This is a genomic window from Mucilaginibacter sp. (assembly GCF_039925265.1).
Taxonomy (GTDB): domain Bacteria; phylum Bacteroidota; class Bacteroidia; order Sphingobacteriales; family Sphingobacteriaceae; genus Mucilaginibacter.
In genome coordinates, this window is the sequence record NZ_JBDSZG010000034.1 from 198,120 (window position 1) to 223,857 (window position 25,738).

The following is a 25,738-nucleotide window of genomic DNA, read 5'->3' on the forward strand; positions in this document are numbered from 1 at the left end:
TGATTTATTACTTTACACGTTCTCTTCCGGCAGGTGTTCCGTCATTTTGCCTTAAGTGTGAAAATTTTATCATTATTAGTTTATAACAAAGGTTTCAACAGGCAAACAATTTATTTGAATGTATCTTTAGCATTCAATACTATCATGAATAACGGCAATAAGGTTTCAAATACAACGGTTGATGTGGTTTTAGTTGGCGCAGGTATAATGAGCGCTACACTTGGGGTAATGCTAAAAGAGCTTCAGCCCGATCTTTCTATAGAAATATTTGAACGGCTCAATTCTATTGCCGCTGAAAGTTCTGATGCCATGAACAATGCCGGAACAGGGCACTCCGCTTTTTGTGAGTTGAATTATACGCCGCAAAAGAAAGACGGAACCGTTTCTGCCGATAAAGCCATACAAATTGCTGAGCAATTTGAAATTACCAAAGAGTTTTGGGCGCACCTTGTTGAAAATAAATTTGTTGGCAAACCGCAGACATTCATCAGCAAAATACCGCACATCAGCTTTGTTTGGGGTGCCGATAATGTAACTTACCTAAAAAAACGTTGTGAGGCTATGACCAAACATCATTTTTTTAAGGACATGGAATATTCTGAAAATCACGAGCAACTAAAAAAATGGATGCCATTGGTGATGGAAGGCCGCGAAGACAGTCAAAGCGTAGCAGGTAGCTATATGGATATTGGTACCGACGTGAATTTTGGCGCCCTTACCCGTACCCTGTTCAGCTGGCTGGAGCAACAACCTAACGTAAGCCTGAGCTTAAACCACGATGTTGCCGATATTACACGCAATAAAGATAATAGCTGGTGTATAAAGGTTGCCGATAAAGCAACCGACCAAAAACGCAAACTGAATGCAAAATTTGTTTTTGTAGGTGCTGGTGGTGGCGCTTTGCCCCTATTGCAAAAATCGGGTATAGCGGAGAGCAAAGGCTTTGGCGGTTTTCCGGTGAGTGGGCAATGGCTTGTATGTAATAATACAGCCATTGTAGAAAAACATAATGCCAAGGTTTACGGCAAAGCGTCGGTTGGCGCGCCGCCCATGTCTGTACCGCATTTGGACACCAGGATGATAGACGGCAAAAAAGCACTTTTATTTGGCCCCTACGCTGGTTTCTCCACCCGTTTCCTCAAAAAAGGTTCCTTATTAGATCTGTTTGGGTCGATAAAATCAAATAACTTATTGCCATTGCTTGCAGTTGGCCGTGATAACTGGGATTTGACCAAATACCTCATTGCCCAGGTGCTGCAATCCCCTGCCGACAGGTTAAAAGCCCTGCAGGAATATTTCCCCGGTGCAGAAGCCACCGATTGGGAACTTGAAGTAGCCGGCCAGCGTGTGCAGGTAATAAAAAAGGATAAAGATAAAACCGGCGTATTGCAGTTCGGGACAGAAGTAGTTACCTCTGCCGATGGTAGTATCTCTGCATTGCTTGGCGCTTCGCCGGGCGCATCCACATCGGTACCTATTATGGTGGAACTGATAGAGCGTTGTTTTAAAGACAAAGTTAAAACCCCACAATGGCAGGCCAAGCTAAAGCAAATGATACCATCTTACGGGCAATCGCTTGTTAAGGATGAGGCATTAGCGGATGCTACACGGGCAAGAACCAGTAAATCGTTGGGCTTGGTTTAACAAAACTGTACCGAACCAAGAAAAAATATTTAATTTTCTTCAGCAAACGCTACCGGTACCGAAAATTTCACGCGAACGGGTCATCCGCCTTGCATTCCCGGATGCCATGGCGGCGAAGCTTTCATTACGCGCAAGGTTTCGTCACCGAGGCTTCGGTCGGGCGAGCGCAGTATTTTCACATCGGTTAAGCTGCCGTCCCTTTCAACAACAAAAGTTACTATCACCCTGCCGGTTATTTTATTCTCACGCGCATATTTAGGGTACCTTATATTTCGTGCCAAGTACATGTTAAAATCCGATTCTGTATTTCCAAAACTTGGCTGTTTCTCAACAGCGGTAAATATCAGTTTAACGGGTCTGTGATCTGTGCTCGGCACAATTATGCCATTTTTAAACTCAACCTTGTAAGCGGTTGTATCGTCTGCATCATTAAATATATAAAAATGAATTTATATACAAAACGGCCGGATAGTTTTAACTAACCGGCCGTTTTGTATGCTTATAAGCTTACCTTTTATTTAAAGTCATCGTTACTTACATTGCTGTTTACAACTGCATCGGTCACTTTAAATTCCGCTGTAACACCGCCAACAGAAGTTTTTTCGGCGAAAGGTATTTTTATCCCCGTTGCAATACCGCGGTAATCGCTGTACGATGACGGGGTACCGCCGGGCACATCGGTTAAGCGTTTTACTTTGAAGCCGGTTTTAGGGTCGTAGTAGTGTTTCACACGAACGCCATCCGGGTTGGTGATGCTCACCAGGTACACCAGCTGATTATCAACCACCTGCATTTCGGGGGCCAACTCCAGTTTATAGCCAGCTTTGCCGTAATCCAGTTCAGGGAAAAGCCTGTAACGGTTTCGTACCCGCGGATTTTCTTCTTTACTAACTGGTGCATCATTGTTAAACTGCTTCATCCTGATGCTGTCGCCGTTAATTACAATACTGTTCAGCACAAAATTATTGTACGATGGCGCGATGATGTTAAGGAAAAACTTATCGGGCGTTTTGTATTTGGCCGTCATTTTAATGGCTACTCCCTGGAATATACCGTCGGAGTTAACAGTCAGATCTTTAACATCCTTCAATTTACCCTCGCCACCAACTGCGCTGATGTAAGCATTGATAATATCCGCTGCTGTTTTATCTTTTGCCACCAATTGCCCGCTTAGGGAGTTGTTGTCCGGGTTTACATCGGGCAACACATGGTCGGGGTCTAAGGTTACGTAGGATATTTTGGATGTTGATTTATAAGGGAAAGTCCAGGTGCCACCGCGCTGCCATATTTCGGCAGGTAATTTTATGGTGCTGCTTTTGCCGTTTTCCTCCATCACAAAGGCGGTTACAGGCAGGGCCATTTCGCCAAGATTTTCGATGGTTATTAGCCCGCCTTTCGCAGGGTCGTTATCTGTATAGTTTATTTCTTTCACACCCTGGTCAAGCTTCCAGGTTTGCAGGAACCATTCGTTCCAAAACCAACTCAGGTCCTCTCCTGCCGCGTTATCCATGCTATGGAAAAAGTCCCATGGTGTTGGGTGCTTAAACGCCCAGCGTTTAATATACGTGCGAAAAGCAAAATCAAAGCGCTCTTCGCCCAGGATCTGTTCGCGCAGTATAGTAAGGCCCATGGCTGGTTTTCCATAAGCTGCGACGCCTAAAAAGTCGGTTTGTATCACATCTGGGGTGTTCATAATAGCATCAGCATTTGGGCTGAAGGAAAACGACGCGCCACCCTGCACATCATCCTTAGAATAATATTCTCCTTTATTGAACACCTTGGTATCAACCGAATTGATGAAAGTATTAAAGCCTTCGTCCATCCAGGCATATTTGCGTTCGTTAGAACCCACTATCATCGGGAACCAGTTGTGGCCAAACTCGTGGTTAGTAACCTCCCATAAGCCGCCGCCCTGGCTTTGATGGCTGCAAAACACAATACCGGGGTATTCCATACCGCTTACAGGGCCGCCAACATTAGTAGCCACGGGGTAAGTATATTCAAACCATTTGCCCGAATATAGTTCTATCGAAGCTTTAACGTATTCGGTAGAGCGGCCCCATGCGGCTTTACCACCGCTTGCCACGGGGTAGACCGATTGCGCCAACGCCTTTTTACCGTTAGATAAGTTAATACGTGCCGCGTCCCACACAAATGCCTTTGAGGCCGCCCAGGCTATATCACGAGCGTTCTTGCAGAAAAAGTGCCAGGTAAGCGTTGGCTTTTTAACGTAGGCATTGCCACCAACTACCTCTGCTGAATCTTTTATCATCACGGTTTTATCGCTGGCTTTGGCCAATGCAAGACGTTTTAACGCGGTTGGCGTAAGTACTTCTGTTGGGTTAAGCAACTCGCCCGAACCCACCAGCACTAAGCTTGCAGGCGCAGTAATAGTGTAATCAAAGCTGCCGTATTCCAGGTAAAACTCAGACGCGCCCAAATAAGGGATGGTGTTCCAGCCGCTTACATCATCGTAAACTTCCATACGCGGGTACCATTGGGCAATATCGTAGATCCAGCCCTGTGGTGTTTTTAAACGGCCGGTACGGTCTGTGCCATACTCAGATACATCGTAAGAATAATCTATTTTAACCTGGATCTTGGTACCGTTAGCACGCAGCGTATCTTTCAGTTTTATCTGCATCCGGGTATCATTCACAAGGTAATTAGCCTTTTCAGCCTTGCCTTTATTTAAAATGGTAACGCTTTTTAACTCGTACCCTTTAGTAAAACCATTATTGGCAAAACGACCGCCGCCTACCACCGTAGTGGCCTGCGCACGTGAATCTTCGCGAAGGATGTTCTGGTCTAACTGCAACCATAAAAAATCAAGCCCATCGGGGCTGTTGTTGGTGTAGGTGATAATAACACTGCCGCTCAACCGATGCTTCAGGGTATCAAGCGCAACGTCTATCTTATAATCGGCACGGTTTTGCCAATATTTAGCACCCGGTGAACCCGAAGCGGAGCGGTATACGTTACCTTTTTCGGGATAGAACAGTGGATTAAACACCTTATGCTGATCGTATTTAGGCGCGGGTTTGTCGGTATTTTGCGCATTTGCCGCATAGACACAAACGGTTAGCAGGAGTAAAAGGGCTTTGTGGTATATTTTCATTTTTTAGACAGATGATTAAAAAGCTAATATATTGTTTTTTCGGAAACGAGTATGCGATTATCTAAACATCGGCGTTAAACCCTTGCCTATTTTTTATATTTTTGCAGTAATGCCGTGTTGCTGATTTGAGCGACCCGAGCGTTTTCTTTTTCCTGATAAATGGATATATCTGTTGTAGTACCGCTGTATGATGAAGTTGAATCCTTGCCTGAGCTTACCTCGTGGATAAGCAAGGTAATGGCCGAGAACCGTTATAGTTACGAGATAATTTTAATTGATGATGGTAGCCGCGACGGTTCCTGGGATATGATCGTGAAGCTTAAGGATGGTAACCCGCACATCAGGGGTATTAAATTCAGGCGTAATTACGGCAAATCGGCCGCGCTGAATATTGGTTTTGAGGCTACTAAGGGCGATGTTGTGATAACGATGGATGCCGACCTACAGGACAGCCCCGATGAGATCCCCGGCCTTTACCGACGCATTACCGAGGATAACTACGACCTGGTGTCGGGCTGGAAAGCAAAACGCTATGACCCGCTGAGCAAAACCCTCCCAACCAAATTATTTAACGCCGCCACCCGCAAAATGAGCGGCATCCCCAACCTGCACGATTTTAACTGCGGCTTAAAGGCCTACCGGAAGGCAGTTGTAAAAAACATAGAAGTTTACGGCGAAATGCACCGCTATATACCTGTGCTGGCCAAATGGGCGGGTTTCACCAAAATTGGCGAACAGGTGGTTGAGCATCGTGCCCGTAAATATGGTAAAACCAAATTCGGCATGAGCCGCTTTGTAAACGGGTTTTTAGATCTTCTTTCGATATTTTTCGTAGGAAAATTTGGCAAACGCCCTATGCACTTTTTCGGCATGATGGGTACGCTTAGTTTTTTAACAGGTATTGTATTGGCTGGCTGGCTGGTGGCAGACAAATTGATTGACCTTGCCCACCATGTAAAACCAAGGCAACCTACAGACACACCTTTGTTTTATTTCGCCCTTGTGGCCATTATATTAGGTTCGCAGTTATTTTTAACCGGCTTTGTTGCGGAACTCGTTTCACGCAACGCGCCCGAACGCAATAAATATCAAATTGAAGACTCAATTTGAAAATTTGAGAATGTGTTAATTTGAAAAAACCGGGTTTTTCATTTTCAAATCTTCAAATTGCCAAATCATCTAATTAGCTAAATGTTTTTTTCCATCATTATCCCTTTATATAACCGCCCGCAGGAGATCAGCGAATTGCTGGGCACGCTTACCCTGCAAACTTATAAACAGTTTGAGGTATTGGTTATTGAGGATGGTTCTGCACATAAAGCGGAGGATATCGTAAAAAGCTACGCTGATAAACTCGATGTAAAATACTTTGAGAAAGCCAACGAGGGCCAAGGCTTTACCCGCAACTTCGGGTTTGAGCGAGCTAAGGGCGACTACTTTATCATATTCGATTCGGATTGCCTGATACCGCACGATTACCTGCAAATAGTAAACGATTCCTTGGATGAAAACTGGCTGGACGCCTACGGCGGACCGGATGGTGCACATCCCTCCTTCACTCCTATACAAAAAGCCATCAGCTACAGCATGACCTCCCCTTTTACTACCGGCGGCATCCGCGGGAATAAAAAAGGGATCGGCCAGTTTCACCCGCGCAGCTTTAATATGGGCATATCGCGCAAGGTATGGGAAAACGCGGGCGGCTTTATTATTACCCGCCTTGGCGAGGATATTGAATATAGTATCCGCATCCATTCCTTAGGTTATAAAATAGGCCTGATACCCGACGCTATTGTTTATCATAAGCGCCGTACCGATTTTGTTAAATTCTTTAAGCAACTCCATTTCTTCGGCCGGGCCAGGATCAACGTTTATAAGTTCTTTCCGGATCAGTTAAAGGCTGTGCATTTTTTTCCGGCGGTGTTTACGCTTGGGTTAATATTCACCCTTATTGCTAACTTATTTGGATGGTTTATAGCCATATTGTGCAACATTACGGTAGCTCTTATTATTTTGTTGATATTTTTTCATTCATGGTGGAAAAACAAATCGGCAAAAATTGCATTTTTGAGCATAATAGCTGCTTTTACCCAACTTACAGCTTATGGGTTAGGATTTATGCAGGATTATTGGAAGCGGGTAGTTTTAAAAAGATCATAATAACGTAGCATGTACCATCCATTTTCTGTTGCAGAAACCGTAAAAACTGCTTGGAATATTTTCAGGAAGAACTTTATAACTATCATCGTATACTCTGTTATTTCGTTCTTCTTATTGGCGGTGCTCGGTATTATAATTGGTTTCATATACTCACCTAATGATTTTTGGGGATCGATGGTGGTGACCTTTATTTTGATATGGCTGCAAGCCTACACTACCCTGGGGCTATATAAACTTATATTCATAGTGATAGACAGCGAATATTACGATTTTGAATTTATACAAGTTATCCCCAAAGCCCGTATGGTTTGGAGCTACCTTGCCGTGGTGTTTATATTTGCTTTTTTAGTCACCAATTTGGGTATACTGATTGATTACCTGGAGAATAACGTTGTTGCGGAATTTTTAGTTGAAGCGGTGGCCGTTATTTGTGGCCTTTACTTTGCCCTGCGCATCATGTTCTTCAATACTTTTATTGTAGATGATTTGTCCGGCCCAATAGAATCCTTAAAACAGAGCTTCAACCTTACCAAAGGTTACCTGCTTAAAGTGTTACTTATCCTGGGCATCATCATTGTTTTAATTGCTATACCCGCCAAAATTGCACAGAGTTACCCTTTAATATCCATAGCGATATTATTTACTTACCCGTTTGTGAATATTATATTGGCTGTTACCTACCGCAAACTCATTTACAGCCACCAGGATGTTGACGATGATGTTGCCGAAACCAATTAATGATGGGTTTAAAAGCTGTACTAAGCAAAGCATTCGCCTTTTTTGTTAACCGGCAACTAAACCAGATCCGCCAAAACGCGGTAGCTCTTCAGCAAAAGACTTTCAGCAATTTAATACATGATGCCAAAGGCACAGCTTTCGGTATCGACCATAACTTCGGTTCCATCAACAGCTACGAGGATTTCAAAAAGCAAGTCCCCGTTCGCGATTATGAGGAACTTCGCCCCTACATTGAACGGGTAACCAAAGGCGAAGCCAACGTGCTCTGGCCGGGGAAACCAGCTTATCTCGCCAAAACATCGGGCACTACCTCAGGGGTAAAATATATTCCCATCTCCAAAGAAAGTATGCCCGAGCATATCAAAGCCGCGCGTAACGCATTATTAAGCTACATTCACGAAACCGGGAAGGCCGATTTTGTGGATGGTAAAATGATATTTTTACAGGGCAGCCCGGTGCTAAGCGAAAAGGAAGGAATTGCCGTTGGTCGCTTATCGGGTATTGTGGCGCATCATGTGCCCGGCTATCTGCAAAAAAACAGGCTGCCATCTTACGAAACCAATTGTATTGAAGACTGGGAGCAAAAGGTTGATGCCATTGTGCAGGAAACCGTTAAAGAAGATATGCGACTGATATCCGGCATACCACCCTGGTGCCAGATGTATTTCGACAGACTTTCGGCAGTATCCGGCGGTAAAAAAGTGAAGGACATATTCCCCAATTTTAAACTGTTTGTACATGGCGGCGTAAACTACGAGCCCTACCGCGCACGCATGGAAGAAGTTATCGGCACCAAAATAGATTCGATAGAAACTTACCCGGCTTCGGAAGGCTTCATTGCTTTCCAGGATTCGCAAAAGGAAAAAGGATTGCTGTTGATGGTAGATGCCGGCATCTTTTACGAGTTTATCCCATCCGAAGAATTTTTTAATGATAACCCAACCCGCATCAACCTGAAGGATGTGGAACTGGAACGCAACTACGCGCTCATCCTAAATACAAGCGCCGGTTTATGGGGCTACAGTTTAGGTGATACCATCAAATTCGTATCTAAAAACCCTTATAAAATTGCGGTTACGGGGCGTATTAAACATTACATATCTGCCTTTGGCGAACATGTAATAGGCGAAGAGGTAGAACAAGCGTTAATGGGAGTAGCTGCCGAAGAGGGTGTGGACGTGATAGAATTTACCGTTGCGCCGCAGGTAACGCCTAACGTTGGTGAGTTACCCTACCACGAGTGGTTTATAGAATTTGGCAATCCGCCGAAAGATCCCGGTGCTTTTGCCCTAAAGGTGGATATGGCCCTCCAAAAGAAAAACATTTACTATTTCGATCTGATTGAAGGAAACATTTTACAGCCTTTAGTTATCCGCAGTTTAAAAAAAGATACCTTTATCAATTATATGCGCAGCCAGGGGAAACTGGGGGGGCAGAATAAAGTTCCGAGGCTATCAAACGACCGGAAAATTGCGGACGAATTAAATCCGTATATCAGTAACATTTAAGAACAATCAGCGTCTTTAAGCTGTAGAAAAGCTTAGGCGTATTAGGATACTATAATTGAGCAACAACATAAAAAATATAGCCATACTCGGTTCTACCGGCAGCATTGGCACGCAAACATTGGATGTTATTAAGGATAACCCCAGCCTGTTTCGTGCTTTTATGATCACCGGGCATTCTAATGCATATTTACTGATACAGCAAGCCCTTGAGTTTTTGCCGGAATACGTCATCATTTGTGATGAGGCCAAATACCCTGAGGTAAAAGCCGCGCTGGCTCACCTGCCCATCCAGGTGCTTTCAGGTTACCTGGCTATTAAGGAAATGGTGACCCACCCGGAGATCCATATGGTGCTTACCGCTATGGTTGGTTTTGCGGGTTTAGAGCCTACCATTAATGCCATTAAAGCCGGTAAGGATATCGCCTTAGCAAACAAAGAAACACTGGTAGTTGCCGGGGAACTGGTTACAGCGTTGGCAAGAGAACATAACGTTAATATATTACCGGTAGACAGTGAGCATTCGGCCATCTTCCAATGCCTTGCAGGTGAAGAGCAGAATAAGATAGAAAAAATCATTCTCACAGCTTCGGGCGGGCCATTCAGGGGAAAGACAACCGACTTTTTAGCCGGCGTTACACGCGAGCACGCGCTAAAGCACCCCAACTGGGTAATGGGCGCTAAAATAACCATCGACTCGGCATCGTTAATGAATAAGGGATTAGAAGTGATCGAGGCCAAATGGCTTTTCGACCTGGAAGCGGATCAGATAGACGTTATTGTCCACCCGCAATCCATTGTCCATTCGCTTGTACAATTCGAGGATGGGTCGATAAAGGCGCAAATGGGTTTGCCGGATATGAAGTTGCCGATACAGTATGCCCTATCCTACCCAAACCGCGTCAAAAACAACTTTAAACGGTTTGATTTTGTGAACTATCCCAACCTCAGCTTCGAGAAGCCGGATCTGGATACCTTCCGTAACCTTAAACTGGCCTTTGAAGCGCTAAACCGTAAAGGGAATATGCCCTGCATCATCAACGCGGCCAATGAGATAGCTGTAGCGGCGTTCCTCAACAATGACACCGGTTTTTTAGATATGAGCGATATTATTGAAACCTGTATGACAAGTATAGGTTATATAGAGCAGCCCACCCTGTCCGATTATTTGAATACTGATAAAGAAACACGCATATTTGCGCAAAATTTAATAAAGCAAATGCCGTTAAAGGCATACGATCTTAAAGAGAAATAACAACGAATGGATATATTGATCATGGCCGGCCAATTAATACTTGGCCTTTCAATTTTAGTGATACTACACGAGTTTGGGCATTTTATAGCGGCCCGCGCCTTCGGAATAAAAGTGGAAAAATTTTACCTGTTTTTTGATGCCTGGAATTTCAGCCTCTTTAAATTTAATTACAAAGGTGTTGAATATGGCATAGGCTGGCTGCCATTGGGCGGCTACGTAAAAATTGCCGGTATGATAGATGAATCGATGGATACCGACCAGCTGGCCGGTCCGCCGCAGCCCTGGGAGTTTCGCTCTAAACCGGCCTGGCAGCGCCTTATTGTAATGCTTGGCGGTATCATTGTAAACATCATCGTAGGTATATTTATATTTTGGGTACTTACCATCAAATACGGCGAAACCTACATCCCTAATGCCAATGTTAAATACGGTATTGTACCGGGTATTATAGGTAAAAAGATGGGCCTGCAGGCCGGCGATAAGATCACCGCCGTGAACGGTAAACCCGTTGAGCGCTTTGAAGACCTTAGTAGCTCTAAAGTATTGCTTGATAAAACTGTTTTAAGCGTTGAGCGTGGCAGTCAGCATTTGGAAGTAAAAGTGCCACCTACCATTTTAAACGACATATCTGACTATACGATAGAGGAATTTATAAGCCGAATACCTCGTAGTAAGTTTAGCGTTGATTCGGTTTCGGGAGAGGCTAAGAGAATTGGCCTTACAAAAGGCGATAGTATTATTGCCGTTAACAGTAAACCGGTGCCGTTCTTCGACCAATTTCAGGAGGTTTTGCAGGCCAACAAAAGTAAAGAGGTTCAACTTTCGGTAAGGCGGAAAGACACTGTGCTGATGATGCCCGCTAAAATTGATAGCCTCGGCAAATTAGGTTTCTACAGACCAAAGAAAGAGGTGATTCCCGAAATGAAAACCATTAATTATGGTTTCTTTGCCGCTTTGCCCGTTGGCGCAAATAAGGCTTGGGATATGTTCAGCAGCAATGCGAAGGGTATTAAAAAGATCTTTACCGGCCAGGTTAAGGCCAACAAAGCCATCTCAAGCCCAATTGGCATCGCGGTAATGTTTGGCGGAACTATAGACTGGATCCGTTTCTGGAGCCTCGTGGGTTTCTTATCAATGGTTTTGGCACTAACCAATCTGTTGCCTATACCGGGCTTAGATGGCGGGCACACCGTATTTTTGCTCATCGAAATGATAAAAGGCAAGCCGCTTAGCGATAAATTCTTAGAACGTGCCCAGATAGTAGGTTTTGTACTATTGATCTCCCTGATGGTGTTTGCCTTTGGGAATGATATTGTGAAGCAGTTTACTAAACACAGGTAAGCTCCATCAATAAAAGATATAAATAGGATGGCCGCAAAGTATCACTTTACGGCCATCCTTGCGTTTAAGGAATACTGCCGGGGTAACAGATAGGTAATTATGCGGTTGCTAATCCGCCTTTATTCAATTTTCTCTTTAAGATCAACGCCGCGATCACCGAAACGATCAACCCTACCGGCAGGATCTCCACATAAGTAATGAGTGCAAACAACACCGGATTCCCATACATCTCTTTTTGCGAGCTGAACTCTTTAGTTTTCTCCGCAATTTGAGCGGCGGTGACACCATTACCCTGTAGCACCTTTAAATTATGAGCGGTGAGTTTATCCATAAAATCGGGCATGAAAAAATGGTATTCAACGCCCCAGGATAACACATACATGGAAGATCCTATCAATGCGATAAGCGCCCCTATCTGGAACGCCTTACCAAAACTAACAACGCCATTATTATACTTATCGCGGTAGTTTTTTACGGCAACAAATATTAAGGAGAAAGCCAGCAGCATCGCCGAAAAACCCACCACCATGCTTCCTTCGAGTTTTTCCGAAGAATAACACCATGCCATGCCGCCAACCATAAATACAGATATCATCAATCCGCTTATTAACCCGAATACGATAACGTTCCTTTTCATGTCTTTTATGTTTTAAAGTTTATGGCTCAAAAGTGAAAGTTTAGAAAATATTCCCTGTCATACTTTAGGGTGATTTTGAAATGAAAGCTCATTTTCACACAAAAGGGTGAATATTTTTAGGGTATCAGACTTAGTCGCTTAGCTTTTTCTATGGCTTGCGTGCGGCGTTGCACTTCCAGCTTTTCGAACACTTTGGAGGAGTGGGTTTTAATGGTGTTGAGCGATACAAACAGCTCTTCGGCAATTTGCTGGTTACTAAGTCCACGGGCCATCAGTTGCAGCACTTCCAGTTCGCGGCGGCTTAGCCCAAGCTTAGTCAGCCGGCCCTCATCAAGCACAAATTCATTGGAGTTAACCAACACCTCTTTTTCTATAGTGATGGTTTTTGGCCGACTTAGCTTGAGCGCGAGCCATACGCCTAATCCTGTGAAAATGACAGCCACAAAACCCGCGTAGATCTCAAAAGCGTAGTCGACAATAATAAATCGCCATTCCAGCCACTTTAATAAAAGTAACAGCACAGCCAGCGACATACTGTAAAGAATTACAGACCTGTATTTGGCCAGGTGAGTTGTTGCCATGATTGATTATTGATTTTTAAAAGTATAAAAATCGGCGGACTAATTAAAGGTGTTATGCGGAAATAGCCGCCTGTTTAGTTTGTGTGATCTTTTGAAAACGGTTTTTTATCCGCAGAAAATAACGCTCGAAACCGAAATACGAAATTGATGCCAGGATAACCACCAGCGTAACTGTCCCTAAATATAATATCACAATTTGCCAAAATGCACTGGTTGGGTGAATGTAGTTACGCACAATAAACAACATTAACATCAACGGGTATTTATGCAGGAGGTAAATCCCGTAAGATATTTTACCGCAGTATGTTACCACATTGTTGCCTAAAAAAACATTAGTGTTTCCCGGCTCGCAAAGATAAACCATCATCAATGCAGAAAATGCCGAGATGATGAGATCACCATGCCCTATCTCCCGTCGTACAAACAGGCAGATAAATATCACAAATGCACCAGCCAGCCCCATTTGAAAGTATTTATTGAACAACAGGTTAAACGCGGCTTGAAACCTGAATGTAAAGCTGTTATTTTTGGTATTGAAATACAATAAGGCAACTATGGCCCCAATCATCATATCGTCAAACCGTGTGAAATATAAAAACAGGTCGAGGCTGAGTAAAAACTGGTTATGATATTGGTAATACCTCACAGTAAGATTTAGCGTAACCAATAATATTAATATCCCCGTTAGGGCGTACAAGATATTTTTCACGTTCTTCTGCCGAAAAATGTGCGGGTGGAAAATATAAAACTGCTCCTCAACACCTATCGACCAAATGGGATCGAACATATCGGGCAGCAGTTTCATACAAAAAGCCACGTTGGGCATTAGAAACACGCTCAGCCAAAGCGCGTGCATGGATCCTTTAGCGGGGTAAATAAAAAAGCCTACCACTATCAGCAGGAAATATAATGGCCAGATCCGTAAAATGCGGCGGATATAAAAATGCTTCAGAGATACCTTTTTGAAGCGCTTTTTTTCTTCGAGCAATAAATAACTGATGAGGAAACCACTTAGTGTAAAAAATATGGTCACCCCTATTTTACCAAAGTTTTTAAAGTCAATAACGTCCTGATGATGTATACCCTGAAGCTTTTTATGAAGCTGAACATGCGATAAAACCACCAATAAAGCAGCTATTGCCCTTATCCCATCCAAATTGGCAAAATAAAAATACGCTTTTTTTGGAACTGACGCCGCTTCTTCGCTCATTTAATCGTATTTATCGTTAATAGCGCTGCCCGCTAAAGGGATAACCGCGGTAAACTCATTCTTGCAGGTATCTATTTCAAATTCGTACTCAAAACTACTGCAGGCTCGGGCGATGATCATCAACCCGAAATGCTCCGGCAGGTTCAGCAGGTCGGTTTGTTCCGGCCCGGTTTCTTCAACAAGGAATTCTGCACGGCAATTGTTTTTAAGCGCGATACTTAAATTGCAGCCATTCCAGCTGTATACACATACAGTACGGCCGGCCTGGTGGTTTCCGGGAAGCGGCCATTCATGCTTTATTCCGCCAGAGTACACAACCAGCGGATTTCCGGTATCATTTTTTTTAATAGTGATATTCTCTGGGTCTAAATAAAGCTCAATTTCCGTTTTACCCCCGTCGCTGTGTTTTAAGGCATTGGTGAGCAATTCCATTAATACCAATTTCACTTTAGTGAGCGTATCCCCAGCAACACCTGCCCCATGCTGCAGAAAATCAACCCCTTCCAGCACCAACGGGTATAGCTCATCAGCCGTATGGTTGAAGGTCAATTGTTTTGAGACTGTTGCAGCCATCTTATTTTGCTTTATCAGCTACCGCGTTTTCTATAGTATCAAATATTTTAAAAGCCTTATCCAGCCGTATCAACTGAAACAGTCCCAAAATATCTTTATTTAAACCAGCGACCACTATTTCGGCTTTATTAGTAATGGCATGTTTAAGCGCCGATACTAATGCCCCTAAAAAAGAGCTGTCTACGTAAGTTACCTGTTCAAAATTAACCACGATGTATTTGCCTCCGGTATCTAAAAGCCCGAACAGCTCCGTTTTAAACTTTTCAGATACGGTTAAGTTAGCTTCCTTAACTTGTATAGTGGTAACCAAAGCGCTTTGCTGAGTAGTAGTTTGTAATATCATTAGCTTGTTTTTTTAAAATATATTAAGCTGCAATCGTCTATATGTTCCTTCGTTTTCCATTTCAGAAAATCACTTGCCTTAAAATCGGCAAACGGCTTTCTCAAAAACGGGGTCACCGCCTCTACAAATGAATTGTAGTCTGTTCGTTTACCATTATCGGTGTCGGCATCTATTATCCCATCGGTTAGTATAAACAGCTGATCGCCTTTACTTAAGTCTAAAACTATCTCATCAAAATCGCCATCGGGCATCAGGCCCAGCAACATACCCGATGAACGCACCTCCCTTGCCACATCATTTTTGCTGCTGTAATAAAGCAAAGGCAAGTCGCCTGCCCCAGAATATCTGATCACTGAATCCTCCGCATCTATCAACACAAGCGACAAACTCGATAGCACATCATTCACCACAGGATCGTGGTACACCACCGAGTTTATTTTCTGCAGGATACTTTTGGTAGAAAAATTCCCTTCCGAAATACAGATCCGAACCGCGGCGCGTATGTAACTCAAAAACCCGAAGGAGAAGTACCAGGCGCTCCACTTTTTACCCATCACATCCCCTAAAACAATAAAAGTGTGCCGCTCGTCAACCGTAATAAAATCTATAAAATCGCCCCCGGGATAATTTTGGAATGACTTATGCCAAAAATCAAGCTCGAACCCGGTAACTGCCGGCAGCTTTTGCGGTACAGAATGCAGGTTGAGCGCCATAGCCGCTTTGCTCAACTCCTTCAGCGTACGCTCGTGCTGCTCGCGCACGGTGGTTAAAAAATTATTTATCTTACTTACTATCACCTGTACAGGCGTATCCTTCAGTATATAATCCACAGCTTCCAGGTTTATTCCTTCCAGCATCGCATCGCTATCCACTTCGCTGGTGAGGAACATAAAGGGAATATCTTTAAAGTCGGTGTTTATCAGGTTTTGCCTAAACTCGAAACCGTTAACCTCGGGCATGTGATAGTCCGATAAGATGATATCGGGCCTCTCGTCCTTTAGCAGTTCCATCGCCTGCCCGGCAGAGCCGGCCTTCATGCACTCAAAGCCCTCTTTCGCCAATGCACGGCCCATCATCTCCAGTACAAGGGCATTGTCATCAACCAATAAAATCCTCTTTGATACCGGCATTGGGATTAGTTTAGGCGCTTTGCTTTTTTATTACGCTGCTCAAAAATAAGTAAACCCCCGTAAAAACAATAAGCAGCGATATAATATCCATAATAGTAACGCCATCGTTATCGTTAAAATAAAACACCGTGAACATTTCAAAATATGGCGGTGCCGGCATAATGATCATGGCCATGCCCAGGGTGATCATAATAACGCCGATGATAACAATTATACTTTTTTTAACCCGCTCCCGGGTGATATACTTGCGGGTAATCTCGCTATCCAACTGGTGTCGCGACAACAGGAACTCGAAACCGTTCAGCATCTCGAGCCTGTCTTGCTCCGTATCTAATTCTTTAAACGCCTCTATTTTTTGTGGCAGGGAGGCTTCGTCGAACGCATTCCGCAATTTTTCCTGAACAGCCTTTACACGCCCGGCGTCCACTACTCCCTTCCGGAGTAACATCACCAATTCATCTGCTTTTAATTCAAGCAAAGCACCTTCATCCAAAACTTCCTTATTGTTCAACTTTTTAATTCCTTATAAAATGCCTAACTTTTGCTAATATTATAGCGTAAAACACACATCAATATATTTTGCATGAAAAGGGTTTCCGTAGTCACCATCAACTTCAACCAGGACAAGATAACAGAAGAACTGTTAAACTCTATTGCCGAAACAAACACCTACGAAAACTTAGAGGTAATTGTTGTTGATAATGGCAGCACTGTGAATCCCGTACCTAAATGGGCACCCAAATATCCTAATGTTAAGTTTATACGGTCTGAAGTAAATTTGGGTTTCTCCGGTGGCAACAATATCGGCATAAAACCCGCAACCGGTGATTATTATTTCCTGGTAAACAACGATACCGAGTTTACGCCCGGGCTGGTTCAAAAATTAGTTGATGTGCTGGATACCCATCCCGAGGTTGGTATTGTCTCTCCAAAACTGAACTATCATTTTGATAAAACGCTGATACAATACATGGGCTTTACCCTGGTTGATTATTACACCTGCCGTAACCGGGCAGTTGGCAAAAACCAGCGCGATGTAGGGCAGTTTGATGATTTTCTGGGCCAAACCGGTTATTGCCACGGCGGTGCCATGATGGTAAAGCGCGAAACCTGCGAAAAGGCCGGGTTAATGGCCGATAACTTCTTTATTTATTATGAAGAGGTAGATTGGGGCGAACGCATCAACAAATCGGGCTACCAGGCCTGGGTACACGGCGGCGCGGTTATTTACCACAAGGAATCGATGACGGTTGGGAAGAACAGCCCGTTTAAAGAGTACTTCATGAACCGTAACCGCATCCTGTTTATCCGCCACAACGCGCCTGCGTTTAAGGCATTTGTGTTTTACATCTACTTTGTAATAATGGTTGTGCCGCGTAATATTGTTAATTACATAAAAGAAAAACGCTATAACTTCATTGGATTACTTTTGCGCGCTGTTTGGTGGAACATTACCCATAAAAAAACCAGCACCGAATTAGGGTACACCATAAATAAGGTTTCATGAAGATCACATTTTGGCTGAGCCTGTTTATCGCCTTCTATACTTTTGTTGGCTACGGTATACTGCTGTTTATTATTATCAAAATAAAGCGCGCCATAAAAGGCCGTAAAATAGTTACCGATGTGACCGACGAACTGCTGCCGGAGTGTACACTGGTTGTTGCTGCTTACAATGAGGAACATTTTATTGGGGAGAAGATAGCTAACAGCCTGGCTCTTAACTACCCTGCCGGTAAGCTTAAATTTGTTTTTGTTACCGATGGCTCATCCGACGGGACGACTGAAATTATTGGTCGACACCCGCAAATACAATTGCTTCACCGCGCCGAGCGTGCCGGTAAAATTGCGGCCGTGCATCGCGCTATGGAATACGTTACTACCCAGGCTGTTGTATTTACCGATGCCAATACCTTTTTAAATGCCGATGCCATTAAACGGATCTGCCGCCATTATGCCGATGCTACCGTTGGGTGCGTGGCGGGCGAAAAACGGGTACAGATAGATGCTAATGCCGATGCAAGCGCCGCGGGTGAGGGTTTTTACTGGAAATATGAATCGGCGCTAAAGAAATGGGATTCGGAATTATACTCGGTTGTTGGTGCAGCTGGTGAACTTTTCAGCGTACGCCGTAGCCTTTACCAGGATGTGCCGCCCGACACCGTGTTGGATGATTTTATGATATCGATGCTGATAGCTGCCAAGGGTTACCGCATTGTTTATGAGCCCGAAGCTTACGCGCTGGAAACCGCATCAGAAAACGTTACCGAGGAACTTAAACGCAAAATACGCATAGCTGCCGGTGGCATACAATCTATCCTGCGGTTAGTGCCCTTACTATTGTCGTTTAAATACCCACTACTATCATTTCAGTATGTCAGCCACCGGGTGCTCAGATGGACGGTCACGCCATTCTTTTTGATCCTGGCGTTAATAACCAATTTCGCTTTGGCGTTTGCAGGTATGGGGCTGGTTTACAATGTTTTATTTGCAGGGCAAGTGTTCTTTTACCTGCTGGCCTTCCTGGGCTTTATAATGGAAAAAAGGCATATCCGCGTAAAAGCGCTCTTTGTGCCCTATTACTTTTGTGTAATGAACTACGCTGTTTTAGCGGGCATCATTCGGTACTTTACCAAAAAGCAAAGTGCCATGTGGGAAAAGGTGCAACGGAAACAGTAGGTAGTTCATGGGTCATAGTTGATGGTTCATAGTAATGGGTAATGAGAAGTCTATAATGTGTGACTATCGGCTATGAACCTTCACCCATGAACTAAATCACTCCACCCCCTTTACCCTCATTTGCATGGTGTAAATAGCTTTGGAGGCCGTGATAAACAACACATCCCGGTTCTTGCCACCAAAGCAAAGGTTAGCTGACCACGGCTCAGGTACATCAATATGGGCTATTTGCACGCCCTGCGGATCAAACACCGTAATCCCATTGCCTGCAAGATATAGGTTGCCGCGTTCGTCCAGCGTAATACCATCCGCGCCTTTATCGGTAAATACTCTCCTGCCGTTTAGGGTGCCGTCTTCTTTTATATCGTATTTATAAATTTTGTTGCCCTTGATATCGGCCACATACAAAAATTTGCCATCCGGCGAACCTACAATACCGTTGGGCTGTTTAAGGCTGTCCTCCAGCATAATAGCTTCGGTTTTCCCCTTGGGAAGGTAATAAACCTTTTGGCCGTCCTGATTTGGTTTGGTGCGCGTCCACCATGGGCGTTGGTAGTATGGGTCGGTAAAGTAGATATCGCCATTGGGGTGGATCCAAAGGTCGTTGGGGCCGTTTAAGAGTTTACCCTTATAATCGCCCAGCAGCACTTTCTCTTTTTTACCCTTCTTCACCATCCAAAGTTCATCGTGTTCGTCGGCGCAAACAATAAGGTTGCCTTTTTTATCAAAGTAGGTACCATTCGCGCGGCCTGCATTTTCCATATAAAGTACAAGCTGCCCATCGGTTTTGTACTCCCATATGTTATTATTGGGCTGATCGGTAAAAAAGATATTACCTTTTTTATCCACCGCAGGCCCTTCGGTAAAGGCAAATGTTTTTGATATCAATTTTAGCTTTTCGGCAGCATCAAACAACGTATTTTCCTGTGCCCGCGCTTTACTGAGTGCGACACAAACAACCAAAAATGCTATACTTATCTTTTTCATCTTAATTTCCACTTAATGATGCTTCTTTAAACAATCCCAAATCGCTCAGGGCGATAGATACCGGCGACTTAGTTATCCTCAACCTTACTTTATTGGCCGTAACCGTATCTGGCAAGCGGATAAGCCTGTTGCCGCCTATGCTGGTAGCCGTAGCTATTTGCTGCCATTGGCCGTTTTGCCAGGCATCCAGTTGCACTTCTTCAATACGCTGGCCCAGCTTTATATTTTCGCGCAATCTTATTATATTAAAACTTTGCGGTTTATGCATATCTATCACCAGTTCAGGTGTTTTTACTTTATTATCGGTTGCCCAGTAACTGTAACGGTCGGCATCCAGCAGATTGGTGGCCCCAAATTTAACTTTGTTGCTGCCCCTGGTATTGCTCGCTGTAAGGGTTGCTCCTGTAGCTAAATTTACAGCGAAGGTTTTCTTAAGGATATCGCCAAATTGCTTTAACGACCGCACATCATTTTCATTCAGTCGCCCGGTTTTATCGGGCGATAAACCCAGATCCAAACTGGCACCCCTACCCACGCTTTGCAGATAAATATCCATCAGGTCATGCGGTCTTTTAACCGAGTCATCCTGTGTTTTATGGTAAAACCATCCCGGGCGCAACGAAACATCGCACTCCGCGGGCATCCAATACTTACCATCGCGGTGGCCTTCGGTACCTTCATAATCTTTTACGTAGCCATTACCGGGCTTTTTACCATCTTCGGGTGCATGGGGCGTATAGGTGGCCCAGCTGGTTTCACCTGCCCGGCCTTTCTCGTTACCTACCCAGCGCACGTCCGGGCCAACATCGCCAAAAATAGCGGCATCGGGCTGCAGCTTGCGGGTAATACCCCAGGTAGTATTCCACCCGTAGTAAGTAGAACGGTCTATCGTGCGAACTTCCTTAGCGCCTCCATAATAACCATCGCCCCCATTAGCACCATCGTGCCACGACATAAACAGCTGCCCGTATTTGGTGTACAATTCCTTCAACTGTTCGCGATAAATTTTGGTTACGTACTCCGGTTTGCCATACAGGGTGTTGTTCCGGTCCCATGGCGAGCAGTATACGCCCATTTTCATACCCAGCTTTTCGCAGGCGGCTTTGTATTCCCCTACTATATCGCCCTTACCATTTTTATATGGGCTATTGGCAATATTGTACGTTGTTGTTTTAGTTGGCCACAAGCAAAAACCGTCGTGGTGCTTGGCTACCACTACAATGCCTTTAAATCCGCCTGCTTTTGCCGCGCCTACTATTTGCATAGCGCTAAATTCCGTTGGGTTTACCACCGCTGCACCTTCATCGCCATACCCCCACTCCTTGTTCATATAAGTAGTTGGCCCGAAGTGGATGATGCAGTACATTCCTATTTCCTGCCATTGTATCTGGCCTTTGGTTGGCAGCGGTCCGTAAGGTTTTGGAGCCTTTTGAGCGAGCGCCATTACTGGCAGCAGCAGGAATAGTAAGAGGTGTTTCATAGCAGGTATTTGGTATGGTTTTGCTAAAGTAAATAATCGGCGCGATTTTGGGGCGCGAAATATTAAGCTATTTTTGCCGCAACACAAATAATACAAACCTGCTGTTAGTTTATGTACTCTAAAGACCAGGCATCTCAATTAAAACAAGCATTCTGGACGGCCTTTGGCCAGTATATGGGGCCGGTAATGTCTGCTGATGGGCTGCGCACCAACTGGATCAACTATAAAACCGGGGTTAAGCATATTTACTTTAAAATGCAGGCCGATAATAAGCTGGCGAGCATCGCTATTGAGATCAGCCACCCGGATGCCGAATTGCAGGAACTCTTTTTTGAGCAATTCACCACCTACAAGACATTGTTGTACAGCACACTGGAGGAGGAATGGGAATGGCAGCTTCACACTACCGATGAGTACGGCAAAACCTTCAGCCGCATCTATATGGAACTAAAGCCCGTGAGCATTTTCCAAAGGGGAGACTGGCCAAAACTGATCTCGTTTTTTAAACCACGCGTCATTGCGCTGGATGAATTTTGGAGCAACGCCAAATACGCGTTTGAAGCATAAGGTTCGAAAAGAGAACGGCTACTTTTTTCCGGGTAAAGCAAAGCCGCCCCTAAAACAGCAACCGAGCCTATTTTAATGCCATACAAATATCGTTGGCCTTCTTCAGGTGTTCTTTTAACTTAGGCAACGTTTTATCAGCAAAAGCGGTTACTTTTTTATTAGGATTACCGGTTACGGTCTTAAATACCGCAATGGTTTGTTCATGGTCTTCTACCATGGCTTGTATATAGTCTTTATCAAAAGCTTCCCCTGTTTTTTTTGCAAGGCTTTCCATCGCCAGGGTATGCGCTTTTGTTAGGGTATCGGGCACACTGGCAGATTGGTCTACGGCTATTTTCTTTAACTCATCGCCCGCATCGGTGTGTTCGGTTATCATCATCTTGGCATAACTTATAACAACCTCGCTTTTTGATTGCTTTAACGCCAGTTGCGACAGCTTTACTTCCGCGTTGCCGCCCTCTATACTTTTGGTAATAAAGTTCTGCGCTTCGGCATCTATGCCGTTGTTAAAGTTGCGGGCCTTCCGGTTCTCGTTGCATCCGTGTACAAAGAAAAATACGATCGCTATAAACGCTATGCTGGCCAGTTGTTTCATTATATAATCTTAAGTCTGTAATTGGGTTAACAAACATAAGCGATTCCTGTTTATAAAAAACATATTTTATTTTACAATAGGCTGATAATTTTTCCTTTTAAGAAAAAGAGACGTGTTTTTTAAATAAAAGTCTAAGCGACAAATAATTATGGCGTTGCCTTCGGCCCGGGCCATACGCTGCAACTCCTCATTCCGCACCGCTGATAGAAGCGGTGCTTCATTCCGGGGTTTTCGCTGCTGTCCCTAACGCGGGATGGGGTTTAGTCGCCCTGTTAATTCGGGCCGGGATAAGAAATCCCCATAACTGTTCCACTTTTGAATGTGGAACAGTTATTTTTAAAACAATATTGATTATCAGTGTTTTACAGTTTTTAGTGAAACACTTTGGAACACCCCTGTTCTTCAGGTAAAGTCCACAACTTACTTATTAAAAGTTAGTTAAATATTTCCTTATAAAATTTCCAAATTTGCGAAGTGAAACACTTTTGCCAACCCAAATTAAGCCTGCCGCACGAAAATAAAAAAAGGCCTGCGGAGAATTTTTAATTCCCGGCAGACCTTTAATGATCGTCGTAGGTGATGGATGCAAAAAAATAGCCTTACGCCAAGTTCCTCCCCGCGTTTACAATACCGTATACTGTGCGTATCACCAGCTTATTATAGATGCCGATCAATTCTTCATCCTTTGTATTATTAAGGCATTGCAAAGCGTAGTGCTGTACAATAACCAGCGGCAGTACGATCTTCTCCCGGATGGCTATCGAGCGGCGCTCAACCGGCGACTCTTCCATCAGCACGGCCATACCTGTCAGTTCAAGCAACAGCGATTTGGTCAGTTCAAATTCGTCTTTCAGGCTAATCCAGAATTTGCCGAATTTTTTGTCTTTTTCTAAATAAGCGGTAACCCGGAAATCAGATTTAGACATCGACATCATACAGTTATCCAGCATTGTTTTAAAGAAACCCGAGTCTTGGTAAAGCTCTTTCACTTCTTCCCAACTGCCGCCGTCTTTCATTTTCTTTAACGCAGTGCCTACTCCGTAAAAACCCGGGATGCTTTGCTTCAACTGGCTCCACGAGGTTACAAAACTAATGGCGCGCAGATCTTCCAGTTTTAACTTAGCCGAAGCATTACGCTTGGTTGGGCGGCTGCTGATGTTGATGTGGGACAATAACTTAAGCGGGCTGAATTTTTCCAGGTACTCTACAAACAGGGGATGCTCGCGCAGGGCAAGGAATAAGCCGTGGCTTGCTTCGGCCATTTCGGCTATCAGCGCTTTGTGCTTATCATCCAGCAGGTCTTTATGGTTAGGATGCAATGCAGATATGATCCCTGCGTTGATCAACTGCTCGGTATTAAACCTTGCAGTTTCCACCGATCCATACTGCGAGCTCACGGTTTGCCCCTGTATGGTCAGTTCGATATGGTCATTCGCAATTTCTTTACCCATCGACGCGTAAAAACGGTGCGTTTTGCCACCACCACGTGCAGGCGGGCCTCCCCTGCCATCAAAAAAGGCCAGGTCGATACCGTGTTTGCGGGCGATTGCGGTAAGCTCTACTTTAGCTTTATAAATACTCCAGTTGGCCATTAGGTAGCCGCCATCCTTGGTACTATCGCTAAAGCCAAGCATTATGGTTTGCCTGTTGCCACGGCTCTTCAAATGTTTTTTATAGAATGGATGCGTGTAAAGCGTTTCCATTACATCGCCGGCGTGGATAAGATCGTTAACGGTCTCAAACAACGGCATAAAATCAACGGTAAGTTTATCTTTTTTCCAGCCGCTCCACAGGAACAGGTCTATCAGCTGTAAAATATCAGATGCCTGCTGGCAGTTGCTGATGATGAAACGCTGGCAGCCTTTTACGCCATTGCTTTCCTGTATCTGCCTCATCAGGCGGATGGTATCCAGGGTATCGCGGGTCATATCGTCGGCATCGGCAGGGCAAACAAAATCCGCCTCAGTAAACGGCAGGGTTTTTAGCTTGGCAGCTTCGTCCATTTCGGCGTAGCCCTTTGGTACGCCGGTGTATATTTTCTTGGTACCATAATCAAAAACGCTGCGCAGTACACGGCTATCCTGACGGATATCCAGCGTAGCGAAGTAAGAACCGAATAGCTGCACTTTCTGGATCATATCGCCCACAATGTCCACAAAAAGGCTATCGTGGCTGGTCACCAGTGTTTCGCGCATCGACCTTAAAATGTCAAGCATTTCGGGTTGCAGATCCTTAGGGTTTTCCTGTTGGTTAAAGGCGTTATCGTAAAGCAGCTTTTCCAGTTTGGCGATATTATCAGCAAAACCACGGAAGGTGATACGGCGTTTGAGCACCCTGAAATCGCGATAGTAGCAACGGAAGATATGCTTGCGCAGCAAAACAGCTACCTCACGGGTGCTTTGCGTGGTTACATTTGGGTTGCCATCGCGGTCGCCGCCGGGCCAAAAGCCAAGCTCTAAAACCGGGTCGTTGCCTTCCATGTCAAACTCCTGCTCCAATTTAGACTGGATACCCGATAGCGCGTGGTAAAACACATTTTCTAAAAACCAAACAAGGCTAACTGCCTCATCTACAGGCGTTGGCGAAGTTTTATTAAAGAAAGGGGTTTTACCCAATTGCTGCAACAAAGTATTTATCTCGGGGATATCGTTTTCTTTTAAAGCCCCTATCAGGTCCGTCATGATACCCAGCACTGTGCCCGGGTAAAACTGGGTTGGGTGCGCGGTAAGTACTAAACGCAGCGAAAAATCTTTTAATTGCTTGCTGATCTGTTTGCGGGCATCCTCGTTTGAGGTAGCCTGCTGCACCATGCTTTGTAGCGGGCCGGTATCATCCGTACGGCCCAGGGTGCCGAAAGACGAATCCTCAATGGCATCGAACAAAACCACCTGCCGCTCGATGTATTGAATAAAGCGGAACATGCGGTTGATCTGTTCGCGGTGATCAATACCAGGTACGTAATTTTTAAAAAACGATTCGATGATCTCGGTAGGCGACGATTCGCCCGCCGCTCCCTTTTCGCAATGCGAACTGAAGAAGGGCAGCAAAATACCGGTATCCTTTACCTGGTAAAAAGGCAAGGTTTGAAACAAGCTATTGTATAACTCAAAACGGGTTACAACTTCCTGATTGAATGTTGTTTCTCTCTGACTGAGCCTTAGGGTTGTTGGCATAATAAAACAGGTTTGGCAAAAT

23 protein-coding genes are annotated in these 25,738 nt (G+C 44.5%); 10 read left to right on the forward strand and 13 right to left on the reverse strand.

Going from position 1 to position 25,738, the window contains the following annotated elements; all coding sequences use genetic code 11:
- Positions 1–57: 57 nt before the first annotated feature.
- Complete coding sequence (locus tag ABIX36_RS16330; protein WP_348083230.1) at positions 58–1,644, forward strand: malate:quinone oxidoreductase; 1,587 nt, start codon at positions 58–60, stop codon at positions 1,642–1,644.
- Between the two features lie 80 nt (positions 1,645–1,724).
- Here the strand turns inward: ABIX36_RS16330 and ABIX36_RS16335 are convergent, their stop codons facing one another.
- The gene (locus ABIX36_RS16335) at positions 1,725–1,925 is read right to left on the reverse strand and encodes an energy transducer TonB (protein WP_348083231.1); all 201 of its coding nucleotides are present in this window, start codon (positions 1,923–1,925) and stop codon (positions 1,725–1,727) included.
- A gap of 233 nt (positions 1,926–2,158) precedes the next feature.
- Positions 2,159–4,762, reverse strand: a complete 2,604-nt coding sequence (locus ABIX36_RS16340) for a M1 family metallopeptidase (protein ID WP_348083232.1) — start codon at positions 4,760–4,762, stop codon at positions 2,159–2,161.
- Positions 4,763–4,921: 159 nt separating this feature from the next.
- Between ABIX36_RS16340 and ABIX36_RS16345 the strand changes: the two genes are divergently transcribed.
- The 6 genes from ABIX36_RS16345 to rseP all read left to right on the forward strand — a co-directional run bounded on the left by ABIX36_RS16345 (position 4,922) and on the right by rseP (position 11,761).
- A complete protein-coding gene (locus ABIX36_RS16345) occupies positions 4,922–5,872 on the forward strand; it encodes a glycosyltransferase family 2 protein (protein ID WP_348083233.1) in 951 nt (316 codons plus the stop codon).
- 81 nt (positions 5,873–5,953) lie between these two features.
- A complete protein-coding gene (locus ABIX36_RS16350; protein ID WP_348083234.1) occupies positions 5,954–6,922 on the forward strand; it encodes a glycosyltransferase in 969 nt (322 codons plus the stop codon).
- A gap of 9 nt (positions 6,923–6,931) precedes the next feature.
- Complete coding sequence (locus ABIX36_RS16355; RefSeq protein ID WP_348083235.1) at positions 6,932–7,660, forward strand: hypothetical protein; 729 nt, start codon at positions 6,932–6,934, stop codon at positions 7,658–7,660.
- A gap of 2 nt (positions 7,661–7,662) precedes the next feature.
- Positions 7,663–9,168 carry a GH3 auxin-responsive promoter family protein gene (locus ABIX36_RS16360; RefSeq protein ID WP_348083283.1) on the forward strand — a complete coding sequence of 502 codons (1,506 nt, stop codon included), beginning with the start codon at positions 7,663–7,665 and terminating at the stop codon, positions 9,166–9,168.
- A gap of 55 nt (positions 9,169–9,223) precedes the next feature.
- Entirely contained in the window at positions 9,224–10,420 is a 1,197-nt protein-coding gene (locus ABIX36_RS16365) for a 1-deoxy-D-xylulose-5-phosphate reductoisomerase (RefSeq protein ID WP_348083236.1), read from the forward strand.
- Between the two features lie 6 nt (positions 10,421–10,426).
- Positions 10,427–11,761 carry an RIP metalloprotease RseP gene (rseP, locus tag ABIX36_RS16370; protein WP_348083237.1) on the forward strand — a complete coding sequence of 445 codons (1,335 nt, stop codon included), beginning with the start codon at positions 10,427–10,429 and terminating at the stop codon, positions 11,759–11,761.
- 97 nt (positions 11,762–11,858) lie between these two features.
- Here the strand turns inward: rseP and ABIX36_RS16375 are convergent, their stop codons facing one another.
- From ABIX36_RS16375 to ABIX36_RS16405, 7 genes are all read right to left on the reverse strand, one after another.
- Positions 11,859–12,398 carry a DUF4199 domain-containing protein gene (locus ABIX36_RS16375; protein WP_348083238.1) on the reverse strand — a complete coding sequence of 180 codons (540 nt, stop codon included), beginning with the start codon at positions 12,396–12,398 and terminating at the stop codon, positions 11,859–11,861.
- A 116-nt stretch (positions 12,399–12,514) separates the two neighbouring features.
- The gene (locus tag ABIX36_RS16380) at positions 12,515–12,979 is read right to left on the reverse strand and encodes a LuxR C-terminal-related transcriptional regulator (protein WP_348083239.1); all 465 of its coding nucleotides are present in this window, start codon (positions 12,977–12,979) and stop codon (positions 12,515–12,517) included.
- A gap of 52 nt (positions 12,980–13,031) precedes the next feature.
- Positions 13,032–14,189: an acyltransferase gene (locus tag ABIX36_RS16385; RefSeq protein WP_348083240.1), complete on the reverse strand. Its 1,158-nt coding sequence runs from the start codon at positions 14,187–14,189 to the stop codon at positions 13,032–13,034.
- Positions 14,190–14,762, reverse strand: coding sequence for an ATP-binding protein (locus ABIX36_RS16390; RefSeq protein ID WP_348083241.1), 573 nt, complete (start codon positions 14,760–14,762; stop codon positions 14,190–14,192).
- A 1-nt stretch (position 14,763) separates the two neighbouring features.
- Positions 14,764–15,105, reverse strand: coding sequence for an STAS domain-containing protein (locus ABIX36_RS16395; protein ID WP_348083242.1), 342 nt, complete (start codon positions 15,103–15,105; stop codon positions 14,764–14,766).
- Positions 15,105–16,235 carry a fused response regulator/phosphatase gene (locus ABIX36_RS16400; RefSeq protein ID WP_348083243.1) on the reverse strand — a complete coding sequence of 377 codons (1,131 nt, stop codon included), beginning with the start codon at positions 16,233–16,235 and terminating at the stop codon, positions 15,105–15,107. The genes ABIX36_RS16395 and ABIX36_RS16400 overlap by 1 nt, the downstream gene beginning before the upstream one ends.
- 10 nt (positions 16,236–16,245) lie before the next feature.
- Positions 16,246–16,746, reverse strand: coding sequence for a hypothetical protein (locus tag ABIX36_RS16405; RefSeq protein ID WP_348083244.1), 501 nt, complete (start codon positions 16,744–16,746; stop codon positions 16,246–16,248).
- Positions 16,747–16,818: 72 nt separating this feature from the next.
- On the opposite strand from ABIX36_RS16405, the gene ABIX36_RS16410 reads away from it, so the two are divergent.
- Together ABIX36_RS16410 and ABIX36_RS16415 are read left to right on the forward strand one after the other, a co-directional pair.
- Positions 16,819–17,742 (forward strand): glycosyltransferase family 2 protein, encoded by a 924-nt coding sequence (locus tag ABIX36_RS16410; protein WP_348083245.1) that lies wholly within the window; start codon positions 16,819–16,821, stop codon positions 17,740–17,742.
- Positions 17,739–18,914 (forward strand): glycosyltransferase family 2 protein, encoded by a 1,176-nt coding sequence (locus ABIX36_RS16415; protein WP_348083246.1) that lies wholly within the window; start codon positions 17,739–17,741, stop codon positions 18,912–18,914. Before ABIX36_RS16410 ends, ABIX36_RS16415 begins: the two co-directional genes overlap by 4 nt.
- Positions 18,915–19,010: 96 nt before the next feature.
- On the opposite strand, the gene ABIX36_RS16420 is transcribed toward ABIX36_RS16415, so the two are convergent.
- On the reverse strand, positions 19,011–19,901 hold the full coding sequence (locus ABIX36_RS16420) for an SMP-30/gluconolactonase/LRE family protein (RefSeq protein ID WP_348083247.1): 891 nt from the start codon (positions 19,899–19,901) through the stop codon (positions 19,011–19,013).
- Between the two features lies 1 nt (position 19,902).
- Positions 19,903–21,381, reverse strand: coding sequence for an alpha-L-fucosidase (locus ABIX36_RS16425; RefSeq protein ID WP_348083248.1), 1,479 nt, complete (start codon positions 21,379–21,381; stop codon positions 19,903–19,905).
- A 111-nt stretch (positions 21,382–21,492) separates the two neighbouring features.
- Here ABIX36_RS16425 and ABIX36_RS16430 point away from each other — a divergent pair, with 111 nt between their 5' ends.
- Positions 21,493–21,948: a DUF4268 domain-containing protein gene (locus tag ABIX36_RS16430; protein WP_348083249.1), complete on the forward strand. Its 456-nt coding sequence runs from the start codon at positions 21,493–21,495 to the stop codon at positions 21,946–21,948.
- A gap of 67 nt (positions 21,949–22,015) precedes the next feature.
- Here the strand turns inward: ABIX36_RS16430 and ABIX36_RS16435 are convergent, their stop codons facing one another.
- On the reverse strand, positions 22,016–22,543 hold the full coding sequence (locus ABIX36_RS16435; RefSeq protein WP_348083250.1) for a DUF4142 domain-containing protein: 528 nt from the start codon (positions 22,541–22,543) through the stop codon (positions 22,016–22,018).
- Positions 22,544–23,142: 599 nt separating this feature from the next.
- Complete coding sequence (locus ABIX36_RS16440; RefSeq protein ID WP_348083251.1) at positions 23,143–25,716, reverse strand: phosphoenolpyruvate carboxylase; 2,574 nt, start codon at positions 25,714–25,716, stop codon at positions 23,143–23,145.
- Positions 25,717–25,738 lie beyond the last annotated feature (22 nt).

What these genes read in the sequence shown, in the direction of transcription:
- ABIX36_RS16340 (WP_348083232.1), bottom strand. Translation starts at nt 4,762, where the DNA reads ATGAAAATATACCACAAAGCCCTTTTACTCCTGCTAACCGTTTGTGTC.
- ABIX36_RS16345 (WP_348083233.1), top strand. Translation starts at nt 4,922, where the DNA reads ATGGATATATCTGTTGTAGTACCGCTGTATGATGAAGTTGAATCCTTG.
- ABIX36_RS16350 (WP_348083234.1), top strand. Translation starts at nt 5,954, where the DNA reads ATGTTTTTTTCCATCATTATCCCTTTATATAACCGCCCGCAGGAGATC.
- ABIX36_RS16355 (WP_348083235.1), top strand. Translation starts at nt 6,932, where the DNA reads ATGTACCATCCATTTTCTGTTGCAGAAACCGTAAAAACTGCTTGGAAT.
- ABIX36_RS16360 (WP_348083283.1), top strand. Translation starts at nt 7,663, where the DNA reads ATGGGTTTAAAAGCTGTACTAAGCAAAGCATTCGCCTTTTTTGTTAAC.
- rseP (WP_348083237.1), top strand. Translation starts at nt 10,427, where the DNA reads ATGGATATATTGATCATGGCCGGCCAATTAATACTTGGCCTTTCAATT.
- ABIX36_RS16375 (WP_348083238.1), bottom strand. Translation starts at nt 12,398, where the DNA reads ATGAAAAGGAACGTTATCGTATTCGGGTTAATAAGCGGATTGATGATA.
- ABIX36_RS16380 (WP_348083239.1), bottom strand. Translation starts at nt 12,979, where the DNA reads ATGGCAACAACTCACCTGGCCAAATACAGGTCTGTAATTCTTTACAGT.
- ABIX36_RS16385 (WP_348083240.1), bottom strand. Translation starts at nt 14,189, where the DNA reads ATGAGCGAAGAAGCGGCGTCAGTTCCAAAAAAAGCGTATTTTTATTTT.
- ABIX36_RS16390 (WP_348083241.1), bottom strand. Translation starts at nt 14,762, where the DNA reads ATGGCTGCAACAGTCTCAAAACAATTGACCTTCAACCATACGGCTGAT.
- ABIX36_RS16395 (WP_348083242.1), bottom strand. Translation starts at nt 15,105, where the DNA reads ATGATATTACAAACTACTACTCAGCAAAGCGCTTTGGTTACCACTATA.
- ABIX36_RS16400 (WP_348083243.1), bottom strand. Translation starts at nt 16,235, where the DNA reads ATGCCGGTATCAAAGAGGATTTTATTGGTTGATGACAATGCCCTTGTA.
- ABIX36_RS16410 (WP_348083245.1), top strand. Translation starts at nt 16,819, where the DNA reads ATGAAAAGGGTTTCCGTAGTCACCATCAACTTCAACCAGGACAAGATA.
- ABIX36_RS16415 (WP_348083246.1), top strand. Translation starts at nt 17,739, where the DNA reads ATGAAGATCACATTTTGGCTGAGCCTGTTTATCGCCTTCTATACTTTT.
- ABIX36_RS16420 (WP_348083247.1), bottom strand. Translation starts at nt 19,901, where the DNA reads ATGAAAAAGATAAGTATAGCATTTTTGGTTGTTTGTGTCGCACTCAGT.
- ABIX36_RS16425 (WP_348083248.1), bottom strand. Translation starts at nt 21,381, where the DNA reads ATGAAACACCTCTTACTATTCCTGCTGCTGCCAGTAATGGCGCTCGCT.
- ABIX36_RS16430 (WP_348083249.1), top strand. Translation starts at nt 21,493, where the DNA reads ATGTACTCTAAAGACCAGGCATCTCAATTAAAACAAGCATTCTGGACG.
- ABIX36_RS16435 (WP_348083250.1), bottom strand. Translation starts at nt 22,543, where the DNA reads ATGAAACAACTGGCCAGCATAGCGTTTATAGCGATCGTATTTTTCTTT.
- ABIX36_RS16440 (WP_348083251.1), bottom strand. Translation starts at nt 25,716, where the DNA reads ATGCCAACAACCCTAAGGCTCAGTCAGAGAGAAACAACATTCAATCAG.